This is a genomic window from Oceanobacillus zhaokaii (genome assembly GCF_003352005.1).
Classification (GTDB): Bacteria; Bacillota; Bacilli; order Bacillales; family Amphibacillaceae; genus Oceanobacillus; species Oceanobacillus zhaokaii.
The window spans coordinates 416,418-429,651 of the sequence record NZ_CP024848.1 but is presented as its reverse complement, the minus strand read 5'-3'; the positions used below and the strand labels follow the sequence as shown (position 1 = coordinate 429,651).

Sequence of the window (13,234 nt, the reverse complement as noted above, 5' to 3'; positions counted from 1 at the left end):
ATGTAGTGAGAAAGTATTAAGTATTTCTTACCTACCAGGCTAGGAGGAATAAAATGAAAATTTATGTTGATGCCGATGCTTGTCCAGTAAAGAATATTATTATCGAAGAAGGAGTAAGATTAGAAATTCCAGTCACATTAGTCACAAGCATTTCGCATTATTCTAATGCAGATCAACCAATTGGTGTGGAGACAATCTACGTTGATACAGGTGCAGAAGCTGCAGATTACCGAATTATGAAGCTCGCCAAAAAGGGTGATATCATCGTGACACAAGATTACGGTCTTGCATCACTTGGACTTGCAAAGGGATGCATCGTCCTTCATCATAAAGGATTTACCTATACAAACGACAATATTGACCAGCTTTTACAAACTCGGTACTTGAGTGCGATGGCGAGAAAAAGCGGCAAACGCACAAAAGGCCCAAAGCCTTTTACAGACGAGGATCGCAATCAGTTCAGGAACTTATTATTAGAGACGATATCGAGACCAGAGAAATATTAGGAAAACTTGGCTAATTCCTTAGCTGATCTTATATAGCTTTTTATTACATAGAATCTTATATAATACAACCAGCTGAATGAAGTAATATGTTTTAAACGCATAAGAGCATTGGTAAATACCTATTGAAAGGAATTTGAAACATGGATCGTGGGATTATTTCCTATGGGGAAGCTATGGTAGATTATATTGCGGGTGACTCTATAAATAGCCATTATGAAATCTTTATTGGCGGTACAACGCTTAATGTAGCGATTGGTACAAGCAGACTTGGGACACCTGTTCATTATCTTTGCAAATTGGGAAAGGATAGTGTAAGCCAGTTCATTAAAACAACATTAGAAGCTGAAAAAGTAAAATTGGACTTCAGTGTAGAGTCGGATGTTAAGAAAATTTGTGGCGTTTATGTTCATGTAAATGAAAAAGGAGAGCGTTATTTCCATTCCTATGTGAATGATACGCCAGATGAGCAGCTTTTAGCTTCTGAATTAAATGAAATAGCTTTTAGGAATTCCTCTATCTTTTATTTTGGATCTGTGACTCTATCTCATCCAATTGCATATGAAACAACAAAGAGAGCGATTGAATTAGCAACCAAACATAAAGTACTCGTTGCATTTGACGCGAATATTCGAATAAAAAGATGGAAAAGTGAAGAAACGTGCAGGATGACAATTAAAGAGATATTGCCAAGTGTCGACATTCTTAAATTAACGATGGAAGAATTATTATTTTTGATGCAGACACCTACAGTTGATAAAGGCATTCAAAAGCTAGCTTCCTATCATATTTCGTATATATGGATTACATTGGGTGAAAAGGGTGCATTGTCCTTTTATCGAGGTAAAGTCATTCATGTGGAAGGGGAAAAAGTAAAGGCAGTGGATACTACTGGAGCTGGAGATGCTTTTATGTCTGGAATTCTCCATTGTATTCATACCCAAGGGTTACCGGATAACGAGCAAATGCTCATTGAATATACCCAGTATGCAAACAAGCTTGGTGCAATGACGGTAACAAAGCATGGCGCATTGACAGCTTTTCATAAAAGCAATGTAAGACACTAGAAGAAGTGGTGAGAATATTTTTGATAGTTGTGATCGAAAAATTAATTAGATATAGCAAAAAATAAAGGAACGCTAATATATTAGCATTCCTTTATTTACACAACTGCTTATCCTTTTATTCTAGAAAGTTCGTTCATGTAGAGATAAATCCGTTACATAAAGGCTTGAGGCGCATACTGGTTTTTCTAAAACCTATTTTGCTACATCATATTTATCTTTCGGAACGGCTTTAATAAATCGACATGGCTCATTTAAACTTAATATAGAAAGCTCGTGCATCGCCCTCGTACATGCAGTATAGAAAAGCGTGCGGTCTGACTCTTGGCTATAGCGCTCCTCAGATGCATCAGGAATAATTACTGCATCAAATTCAATCCCCTTTGCCAAATAAACAGGCAATACCAATACTCCCTTTTCGAAAGCATATGTTTCCTCTGTTATCTGTATTACTCTCATTTTATCCTGCAGTATATTAACGATTTCTTCACTTTCTTTTAATGTCTTACAAATAACTGCGATGGTTTCATAGCCTTTTTCCTTAAATTCATTAATATTTATTTTCAGCTTTTCCCCCAGATCGACTTGCTCACTAATTTTGGTTAATAGTGGTTTACTCCCATCTCGATTAAATGGCTCAATCAAGTTCCCTCCTGGAGCAAAATACTTTGTGAACTCAACAATTTGTCTTGTCGATCGATAGCTTTTCGTTAATGTGATTCTCTCCATACTTCCTTGCCCCGAATCTGGAACAAGAGGATTGTCCTTCGATATATGTGAATAGATTGCCTGATTAATGTCACCGAGTAACGTCATTCTTGTGTATGGGAAAATCTCCTTTATGTAAGCAAATTGGAATGCAGAGTAATCCTGTGCCTCATCGATAATCAATTGACGTACAGAACGGTCATGCACATTTCCAAGCAGCTTCTCTTTAAAATATAAATACGGTGTCGCATCCTCCCATGTTAAAAACTGACGCGATAAATTAGTTGCTGTTTGCTCGCTTATTTCCTCCCATCCCTCTGGAGCAACAGGTGGATTCCACTCAGCAAATAACTTCTTGTAGGTCGCAAGTATATGAACAAATTCCATTCGCTTTATGCGTCTTTTCATGGTTGCAAAGGCTCGTCTTACCACTTCTCTACGTAATATTTCCTCTTCATCCTCAGCATTTTGATCCTCATTCTGTTGATAAGCTTTCACATAATCCTCTTTATTGAACAGCTCTGCTTCTTCAATTACCCAGTCCTTATCTTTTTCTGAACGTTGAATTTGCCGCAGTTCTTTCAGAAGCCATTTCGACACGAGCTCCATTTTATTTGCTATACTAATTTCTTTATCTAATGAATAAAAATAGTCGCTAATTTTCCCTTTAGAAATAAGCATGCTTCCACGGAATGTAATATTCCTGAATTGAATTGCCTCATCATTTAGATAAGAAATAAATTGATCGATCATCTGTTTAAAATTCAAACTTGATTTGTAGTCCATGCTATTCATTCTAGTAACATAATGATTTTCCTTCATCTCTGCCAGTACATATTCCATCTGCTCAAACGGAGACTCAACCGCTAGCTTTCTGCCAATCCCTACCTTTAAGAAGTCCAAAAAGGTTATTTGCTTCACATTGGACTCGCCTAATTCCGGAAGCACGTTGGCAATATAACTTGAAAATAACGGATTTGGTGAAAAGAGCACAACATTATCTGCATTTAACTCTCCGCGATAGCGATACAATAAGTAAGCAATACGTTGGAGGGCTGCGGATGTCTTGCCACTTCCTGCTACACCTTGCACAATTAATAAATTACTTTTCTCATTACGAATAATCTTATTCTGCTCCTTCTGAATTGTTGCAACAATACTCTTCATTGTTGTGCTCGCATTATTTCCAAGCGCCTGCTGAAGAAGATGGTCTCCAATGGTAACTCCAGTATCGAACATTCCCTGGATTTTGCCTTGCCTAATTATAAACTGTCTTTTTAGAGTTATTTCACCATTTATCGGACCTTCAATTGTTTCATAATGAGCCTTACCAGGAGAAAAATCATAATACAGACTAGAAATTGGTGCACGCCAATCATAGATAAGAAAATCCTCTTCTCCTTGATCCATCAATGAAGAAATCCCAATATAGATTTGGTCTCTTTCAAGCTCCGATTCCTCTATAAAATCAATTCTCCCAAAATATGGAGAGCTTTTCAGCTTATCCAAAGTTTTTAATTCTTCGCCAATCTTCCCATGATATCTTTCTTTTTCAGAAAGTAACGCTGCTTGCTGTTTAATACTCTCCTGCGTTTCAATGATATCATCAGGTTCATCAATATTTACCGTGATATCCTCCCAGAAATTCTTTCGGAGTTCAACTACATTCTCCTTCAGCCCAGTTATTTGCGAAGATAGTTTCTTCTCTTTGATGTTGATTTCATCGATAACCGCGTCTACTCGAAGCTGTTCCTCCATGCGGTTTTCCATTTCATTACTCATCAAATCAACTCCATTCCAGTACTTTGTTCATTTATATTGACATTGACAAAAAATATTGATATAATAAAATTGAGCAAATTTGTTATATTCAATAAATTATATCAACCTATTTATAGTAGCACTTTTATTCATTCCCAACAAGTAAAATATTACTATGGGGATTTTTTTGTTATATAAGGAATCTTTCCAGCAGTAGTACAACATCAATTGTAACTTCTGATAATTTTCAAACTCTATGATAAAACACCGGGATAGAGGATCGTTTGAATTAATGAACTTTACAATAGAGTATTTAAGTTAGAGTTATCAACTATATTGAACAGGTAATGTAGATTATCAGAGTCTACACAAAAAACACTAAGAATATGAATCATATTCTTAGTGTTTTTACTTAGCCTGGCGGCGTCCTACTCTTGCAGGGACAAAGTCCCAACTACCATCGGCGCTGAAGAGCTTAACTACTGTGTTCGGGATGGGAACAGGTGTGACCTCTTCGCTATTACTACCAGACAACTATATTTAGGTTTGTACCCTAAAAACTAAATAAGAGTAATGGTCAACGACAATCAAATAAGAATTTAGTTAAGTCCTCGATCGATTAGTATCCGTAAGCTCCACGTGTCACCACGCTTCCACACCGAACCTATCAACCTCATCGTCTCTGAGGGATCTTACTCACTCGAAGTGATGGGAAGTCTCATCTTGAGGGGGGCTTCATGCTTAGATGCTTTCAGCACTTATCCTTTCCACACGTAGCTACCCAGCGATGCTCCTGGCGGAACAACTGGTACACCAGCGGTGTGTCCATCCCGGTCCTCTCGTACTAAGGACAGCTCCTCTCAAACTTCCAACGCCCACGACGGATAGGGACCGAACTGTCTCACGACGTTCTGAACCCAGCTCGCGTACCGCTTTAATGGGCGAACAGCCCAACCCTTGGGACCGACTACAGCCCCAGGATGCGATGAGCCGACATCGAGGTGCCAAACCTCCCCGTCGATGTGAACTCTTGGGGGAGATAAGCCTGTTATCCCCGGGGTAGCTTTTATCCGTTGAGCGATGGCCCTTCCATGCGGAACCACCGGATCACTAAGCCCGACTTTCGTCCCTGCTCGACTTGTAGGTCTCGCAGTCAAGCTCCCTTCTGCCTTTACACTCTACGAATGATTTCCAACCATTCTGAGGGAACCTTTGGGCGCCTCCGTTACTCTTTGGGAGGCGACCGCCCCAGTCAAACTGCCCGCCTGACACTGTCTCCGAACCGGATCACGGTCCTGGGTTAGAAGGTTCATACAACTAGGGTGGTATCCCACGGGCGCCTCCACGTAAGCTAGCGCTCACGCTTCAACGGCTCCCACCTATCCTGTACAAGCTGCACAAACATTCAATATCAGGCTACAGTAAAGCTCCACGGGGTCTTTCCGTCCTGTCGCGGGTAATGCGCATCTTCACGCATAGTATAATTTCACCGGGTCTCTCGTTGAGACAGTGCCCAAGTCGTTGCACCTTTCGTGCGGGTCGGAACTTACCCGACAAGGAATTTCGCTACCTTAGGACCGTTATAGTTACGGCCGCCGTTTACTGGGGCTTCGGTTCTATGCTTCGCACCGAAGTGCTAACATTTCCCCTTAACCTTCCAGCACCGGGCAGGTGTCAGCCCCTATACTTCGCCTTTCGGCTTCGCAGAGACCTGTGTTTTTGCTAAACAGTCGCTTGGGCCTATTCACTGCGGCTCCATGTTAATGAAGCACCCCTTCTCCCGAAGTTACGGGGTCATTTTGCCGAGTTCCTTAACGAGAGTTCTCCCGCTCACCTTAGGATTCTCTCCTCGCCTACCTGTGTCGGTTTGCGGTACGGGCACCTATGATCTAACTAGAGGCTTTTCTTGGCAGTGTGAAATCAGGAACTTCGGTACTAATTTCCCTCCCCATCACAGCTTGAAATTGTTGAACGGATTTGCCTATCCAACTTTCTCACTGCTTGGGCGCACACATCCATCGGTGCGCATTCCTTATCCTACTGCGTCCCCCCATCGCTCAAACAATCATGAGGTGGTACAGGAATATCAACCTGTTGTCCATCGCCTACGCCTTTCGGCCTCGGCTTAGGTCCCGACTAACCCTGAGAGGACGAGCCTTCCTCAGGAAACCTTAGGCATTCGGTGAAAGAGATTCTCACTCTTTTTTCGCTACTCATACCGGCATTCTCACTTCTAAGCGCTCCACCAGTCCTCACGGTCTGACTTCACAGCACTTAGAACGCTCTCCTACCATTGTTCGAAGAACAATCCGCAGCTTCGGTGATACGTTTAGCCCCGGTACATTTTCGGCGCAGAGTCACTCGACCAGTGAGCTATTACGCACTCTTTAAATGATGGCTGCTTCTGAGCCAACATCCTGGTTGTCTGGGCAACTCCACATCCTTTTCCACTTAACGTATACTTTGGGACCTTAGCTGGCGGTCTGGGCTGTTTCCCTTTCGACTATGAACCTTATCACCCATAGTCTGACTCCCAAGCTGAAGTAATTGGCATTCGGAGTTTGACTGAATTCGGTAACCCGGTGAGGGCCCCTAGTTCAATCAGTGCTCTACCTCCAATACTCAATGCTTGAGGCTAGCCCTAAAGCTATTTCGGAGAGAACCAGCTATCTCCGTGTTCGATTGGCATTTCACCCCTACCCACACCTCATCCCCGCATTTTTCAACATACGTGGGTTCGGGCCTCCAGTCAGTGTTACCTGACCTTCACCCTGGACATGGGTAGATCACACGGTTTCGGGTCTACGACCGCATACTATAAACGCCCTATTCAGACTCGCTTTCGCTGCGGCTCCGTGTCTTCCACTTAACCTTGCATACGATCGTAACTCGCCGGTCCATTCTACAAAAGGTACGCCGTCACCCATTAACGGGCTTCGACTACTTGTAGGCACACGGTTTCAGGTACTATTTCACTCCCCTTCCGGGGTGCTTTTCACCTTTCCCTCACGGTACTGGTTCACTATCGGTCACTAGGGAGTATTTAGCCTTGGGAGATGGTCCTCCCGGATTCCGACGGAATTTCTCGTGTTCCGCCGTACTCAGGATACACTCCGGAGAGAATTCCTTTTCGACTACAGGGCTGTTACCCGCTATGGCTGACCTTTCCAGATCGATTCGTCTAAAGAATTCTTTTGTAACTCCAAAGGAGTGTCCTACAACCCCAGAAAGCAAGCTTTCTGGTTTGGGCTAATTCCGTTTCGCTCGCCGCTACTCAGGAAATCGCATTTGCTTTCTCTTCCTCCGGGTACTGAGATGTTTCAGTTCCCCGGGTCTGCCTCCATTATCCTATGTATTCAGATAATGGTACTGTCCCATTACGAACAGCGGGTTTCCCCATTCGGAAATCCTCGGATCAAAGTTTACGTACAACTCCCCGAGGCATATCGGTGTTAGTCCCGTCCTTCATCGGCTCCTAGTGCCAAGGCATCCACCATGCGCCCTTATTCACTTAACTAAGTTAGTAAATAAGCGTACTAATTTATTAGCCTTGCTTTAATTTTTAAAATTGATGTCGTTGTTACTCTTATTTAGTTTTCAAGGTACAAGCTTTCACAGGATGTGGTGACTTCTGTGTTCGTCACAGGACGTGACGGTTCTTAACAGAAAATCCTTATCCTTTGAGAGATTTGCTCTCTCAAAACTGAACCAAACAACCATGTATGTCCTTACTATCTTAAAGATAGCGTTCCGAATATTCCTTAGAAAGGAGGTGATCCAGCCGCACCTTCCGATACGGCTACCTTGTTACGACTTCACCCCAATCATTGGTCCCACCTTCGGCGGCTGGCTCGCATATTGCGTTACCTCACCGACTTCGGGTGTTACCGACTCTCGTGGTGTGACGGGCGGTGTGTACAAGGCCCGGGAACGTATTCACCGCGGCATGCTGATCCGCGATTACTAGCGATTCCGGCTTCATGTAGGCGAGTTGCAGCCTACAATCCGAACTGAGAATGGTTTTATGGGATTTGCTTGACCTCGCGGTTTTGCAGCCCTTTGTTCCATCCATTGTAGCACGTGTGTAGCCCAGGTCATAAGGGGCATGATGATTTGACGTCATCCCCACCTTCCTCCGGTTTGTCACCGGCAGTCACCTTAGAGTGCCCAACTAAATGCTGGCAACTAAGATCAAGGGTTGCGCTCGTTGCGGGACTTAACCCAACATCTCACGACACGAGCTGACGACAACCATGCACCACCTGTCACTTTTGTCCCCGAAGGGAAATCCCTATCTCTAGGGAGGGCAAAAGGATGTCAAGACCTGGTAAGGTTCTTCGCGTTGCTTCGAATTAAACCACATGCTCCACCGCTTGTGCGGGCCCCCGTCAATTCTTTTGAGTTTCAGCCTTGCGGCCGTACTCCCCAGGCGGAGTGCTTAATGCGTTAACTTCAGCACTAAGGGGCGGAAACCCCCTAACACCTAGCACTCATCGTTTACGGCGTGGACTACCAGGGTATCTAATCCTGTTCGCTCCCCACGCTTTCGCTCCTCAGCGTCAGTTACAGACCAGAGAGTCGCCTTCGCCACTGGTGTTCCTCCACATCTCTACGCATTTCACCGCTACACGTGGAATTCCACTCTCCTCTTCTGTACTCAAGTCCTCCAGTTTCCAATGACCGTTCGTGGTTAAGCCACGAGATTTCACATCAGACTTAAAAGACCGCCTGCGAGCGCTTTACGCCCAATAATTCCGGACAACGCTTGCCACCTACGTATTACCGCGGCTGCTGGCACGTAGTTAGCCGTGGCTTTCTGGTTAGGTACCGTCAAGGTATGATCAGTTACTATCATACTTGTTCTTCCCTAACAACAGAGTTTTACGATCCGAAAACCTTCATCACTCACGCGGCGTTGCTCCGTCAGACTTTCGTCCATTGCGGAAGATTCCCTACTGCTGCCTCCCGTAGGAGTCTGGGCCGTGTCTCAGTCCCAGTGTGGCCGATCACCCTCTCAGGTCGGCTACGCATCGTCGCCTTGGTGAGCCATTACCCCACCAACTAGCTAATGCGCCGCGGGCCCATCTGTAAGTGACAGCTTACGCCGCCTTTCATCTTCTCACCATGAGGTGAAAAGTGTTATCCGGTATTAGCTCACGTTTCCGCGAGTTATCCCGATCTTACAGGTAGGTTGCCCACGTGTTACTCACCCGTCCGCCGCTCATTCCACTCTTCTTCACCCCGAAGGGATCGGAAAAGCTTCCTGCGCTCGACTTGCATGTATTAGGCACGCCGCCAGCGTTCGTCCTGAGCCAAGATCAAACTCTCCAATAAAGTGTTTGAAATGAAATTGACACCAATCAATTTCATATAATGTCTTAGCTTTAAGAAGTGTTACCTTCTTGTTTTATTGAAAAGAAAACACGTTTCTTTTCGTTGACATACTGGTTGTTTTGTTCAGTTTTCAAAGAGCAAATGTTCTGTTGCTTCAGAAGCAACTTTATTACTATATCACGTATCGCATTTTGTTGTCAACAACTTTTTTAAAATTACTTCTCGTTGTTTTTTGCGACAACTTTTATATCTTATCATCCATTCATGTGAATGTCAACAACTTTTTCATTGTTTAATTGCTTACTAGATTTGTTTACCTAGATGAAGAAATGATTTGTATAAACTGTTTATCTATTTAGTATAACCAACACTTTTTTAACAGCAGAATTTATATTACTCTTATTATGGTGATATGTCAATAACCTTTTTAAACTTTTTCCATCGACACTGATGTTCTCCTGTTCCTATCTTATGAAGCTAATGAGAATAATGGACTTTCTACTGACAAATTGATGTATATAAACAATTACCCCTTTTATTGTGGAGCAACCGCTGAATGAAACCGTTCCATATTCTCAGTCAATCTATTTAAATCTGTTAGAAATATTAATAAAGTTAGTCAAATAAATTAAGTGCTTTGATCTACTTGGTACACCAAAGGTAAGGAATCAGATATGCAGTAGAGACTTCTTAAACACAAAAAACACTAAGAATATGAATCATATTCTTAGTGTTTTTACTTAGCCTGGCGGCGTCCTACTCTTGCAGGGACAAAGTCCCAACTACCATCGGCGCTGAAGAGCTTAACTACTGTGTTCGGGATGGGAACAGGTGTGACCTCTTCGCTATTGCTACCAGACAACTATATTTAGGTTTGTACCCTAAAAACTAAATAAGAGTAATGGTCAACGACAATCAAATAAGAATTTAGTTAAGTCCTCGATCGATTAGTATCCGTTAGCTCCACGTGTCACCACGCTTCCACACCGAACCTATCAACCTCATCGTCTCTGAGGGATCTTACTCACTCGAAGTGATGGGAAGTCTCATCTTGAGGGGGGCTTCATGCTTAGATGCTTTCAGCACTTATCCTTTCCACACGTAGCTACCCAGCGATGCTCCTGGCGGAACAACTGGTACACCAGCGGTGTGTCCATCCCGGTCCTCTCGTACTAAGGACAGCTCCTCTCAAACTTCCAACGCCCACGACGGATAGGGACCGAACTGTCTCACGACGTTCTGAACCCAGCTCGCGTACCGCTTTAATGGGCGAACAGCCCAACCCTTGGGACCGACTACAGCCCCAGGATGCGATGAGCCGACATCGAGGTGCCAAACCTCCCCGTCGATGTGAACTCTTGGGGGAGATAAGCCTGTTATCCCCGGGGTAGCTTTTATCCGTTGAGCGATGGCCCTTCCATGCGGAACCACCGGATCACTAAGCCCGACTTTCGTCCCTGCTCGACTTGTAGGTCTCGCAGTCAAGCTCCCTTCTGCCTTTACACTCTACGAATGATTTCCAACCATTCTGAGGGAACCTTTGGGCGCCTCCGTTACTCTTTGGGAGGCGACCGCCCCAGTCAAACTGCCCGCCTGACACTGTCTCCGAACCGGATCACGGTCCTGGGTTAGAAGGTTCATACAACTAGGGTGGTATCCCACGGGCGCCTCCACGTAAGCTAGCGCTCACGCTTCAACGGCTCCCACCTATCCTGTACAAGCTGCACAAACATTCAATATCAGGCTACAGTAAAGCTCCACGGGGTCTTTCCGTCCTGTCGCGGGTAATGCGCATCTTCACGCATAGTATAATTTCACCGGGTCTCTCGTTGAGACAGTGCCCAAGTCGTTGCACCTTTCGTGCGGGTCGGAACTTACCCGACAAGGAATTTCGCTACCTTAGGACCGTTATAGTTACGGCCGCCGTTTACTGGGGCTTCGGTTCTATGCTTCGCACCGAAGTGCTAACATTTCCCCTTAACCTTCCAGCACCGGGCAGGTGTCAGCCCCTATACTTCGCCTTTCGGCTTCGCAGAGACCTGTGTTTTTGCTAAACAGTCGCTTGGGCCTATTCACTGCGGCTCCATGTTAATGAAGCACCCCTTCTCCCGAAGTTACGGGGTCATTTTGCCGAGTTCCTTAACGAGAGTTCTCCCGCTCACCTTAGGATTCTCTCCTCGCCTACCTGTGTCGGTTTGCGGTACGGGCACCTATGATCTAACTAGAGGCTTTTCTTGGCAGTGTGAAATCAGGAACTTCGGTACTAATTTCCCTCCCCATCACAGCTTGAAATTGTTGAACGGATTTGCCTATCCAACTTTCTCACTGCTTGGGCGCACACATCCATCGGTGCGCATTCCTTATCCTACTGCGTCCCCCCATCGCTCAAACAATCATGAGGTGGTACAGGAATATCAACCTGTTGTCCATCGCCTACGCCTTTCGGCCTCGGCTTAGGTCCCGACTAACCCTGAGAGGACGAGCCTTCCTCAGGAAACCTTAGGCATTCGGTGAAAGAGATTCTCACTCTTTTTTCGCTACTCATACCGGCATTCTCACTTCTAAGCGCTCCACCAGTCCTCACGGTCTGACTTCACAGCACTTAGAACGCTCTCCTACCATTGTTCGAAGAACAATCCGCAGCTTCGGTGATACGTTTAGCCCCGGTACATTTTCGGCGCAGAGTCACTCGACCAGTGAGCTATTACGCACTCTTTAAATGATGGCTGCTTCTGAGCCAACATCCTGGTTGTCTGGGCAACTCCACATCCTTTTCCACTTAACGTATACTTTGGGACCTTAGCTGGCGGTCTGGGCTGTTTCCCTTTCGACTATGAACCTTATCACCCATAGTCTGACTCCCAAGCTGAAGTAATTGGCATTCGGAGTTTGACTGAATTCGGTAACCCGGTGAGGGCCCCTAGTTCAATCAGTGCTCTACCTCCAATACTCAATGCTTGAGGCTAGCCCTAAAGCTATTTCGGAGAGAACCAGCTATCTCCGTGTTCGATTGGCATTTCACCCCTACCCACACCTCATCCCCGCATTTTTCAACATACGTGGGTTCGGGCCTCCAGTCAGTGTTACCTGACCTTCACCCTGGACATGGGTAGATCACACGGTTTCGGGTCTACGACCGCATACTATAAACGCCCTATTCAGACTCGCTTTCGCTGCGGCTCCGTGTCTTCCACTTAACCTTGCATACGATCGTAACTCGCCGGTCCATTCTACAAAAGGTACGCCGTCACCCATTAACGGGCTTCGACTACTTGTAGGCACACGGTTTCAGGTACTATTTCACTCCCCTTCCGGGGTGCTTTTCACCTTTCCCTCACGGTACTGGTTCACTATCGGTCACTAGGGAGTATTTAGCCTTGGGAGATGGTCCTCCCGGATTCCGACGGAATTTCTCGTGTTCCGCCGTACTCAGGATACACTCCGGAGAGAATTCCTTTTCGACTACAGGGCTGTTACCCGCTATGGCTGACCTTTCCAGATCGATTCGTCTAAAGAATTCTTTTGTAACTCCAAAGGAGTGTCCTACAACCCCAGAAAGCAAGCTTTCTGGTTTGGGCTAATTCCGTTTCGCTCGCCGCTACTCAGGAAATCGCATTTGCTTTCTCTTCCTCCGGGTACTGAGATGTTTCAGTTCCCCGGGTCTGCCTCCATTATCCTATGTATTCAGATAATGGTACTGTCCCATTACGAACAGCGGGTTTCCCCATTCGGAAATCCTCGGATCAAAGTTTACGTACAACTCCCCGAGGCATATCGGTGTTAGTCCCGTCCTTCATCGGCTCCTAGTGCCAAGGCATCCACCGTGCGCCCTTATTCACTTAACTAAGTTAGTAAATAAGCGTA

At 45.1% G+C, this 13,234-nt stretch carries 3 protein-coding genes and 5 rRNA genes; 2 read left to right on the top strand and 6 right to left on the bottom strand.

Going from position 1 to position 13,234, the window contains the following annotated elements:
- Positions 1 to 53 precede the first annotated feature (53 nt).
- Both CUC15_RS02200 and CUC15_RS02195 read left to right on the top strand, forming a co-directional pair.
- A complete protein-coding gene (locus CUC15_RS02200) occupies positions 54 to 506 on the top strand; it encodes a YaiI/YqxD family protein (protein WP_114915154.1) in 453 nt (150 codons plus the stop codon).
- A 140-nt stretch (positions 507 to 646) separates the two neighbouring features.
- The gene (locus CUC15_RS02195) at positions 647 to 1,570 is read left to right on the top strand and encodes a carbohydrate kinase family protein (RefSeq protein ID WP_114915153.1); all 924 of its coding nucleotides are present in this window, start codon (positions 647 to 649) and stop codon (positions 1,568 to 1,570) included.
- A gap of 192 nt (positions 1,571 to 1,762) precedes the next feature.
- Here CUC15_RS02195 and helD read toward each other — a convergent pair whose 3' ends face one another.
- The 6 genes from helD to CUC15_RS02165 all read right to left on the bottom strand — a co-directional run bounded on the left by helD (position 1,763) and on the right by CUC15_RS02165 (position 13,215).
- The gene (helD, locus tag CUC15_RS02190; RefSeq protein WP_114915152.1) at positions 1,763 to 4,057 is read right to left on the bottom strand and encodes an RNA polymerase recycling motor HelD; all 2,295 of its coding nucleotides are present in this window, start codon (positions 4,055 to 4,057) and stop codon (positions 1,763 to 1,765) included.
- A 394-nt stretch (positions 4,058 to 4,451) separates the two neighbouring features.
- A 5S ribosomal RNA gene (rrf, locus tag CUC15_RS02185) occupies positions 4,452 to 4,567 on the bottom strand.
- A gap of 68 nt (positions 4,568 to 4,635) precedes the next feature.
- Positions 4,636 to 7,553 (bottom strand): 23S ribosomal RNA (locus CUC15_RS02180).
- Between the two features lie 248 nt (positions 7,554 to 7,801).
- Positions 7,802 to 9,370: ribosomal RNA gene (locus CUC15_RS02175) — 16S ribosomal RNA — on the bottom strand.
- Positions 9,371 to 10,113: 743 nt separating this feature from the next.
- A 5S ribosomal RNA gene (gene rrf, locus CUC15_RS02170) occupies positions 10,114 to 10,229 on the bottom strand.
- A 68-nt stretch (positions 10,230 to 10,297) separates the two neighbouring features.
- A 23S ribosomal RNA gene (locus CUC15_RS02165) occupies positions 10,298 to 13,215 on the bottom strand.
- The 16S, 23S and 5S rRNA genes sit together here, the layout of an rRNA operon.
- Positions 13,216 to 13,234: the final 19 nt, after the last annotated feature.

Coding starts and splice junctions, on each gene's coding strand:
- CUC15_RS02200 (WP_114915154.1), top strand. CDS start 54: ATGAAAATTTATGTTGATGCCGATGCTTGTCCAGTAAAGAATATTATT.
- CUC15_RS02195 (WP_114915153.1), top strand. CDS start 647: ATGGATCGTGGGATTATTTCCTATGGGGAAGCTATGGTAGATTATATT.
- helD (WP_114915152.1), bottom strand. CDS start 4,057: ATGAGTAATGAAATGGAAAACCGCATGGAGGAACAGCTTCGAGTAGAC.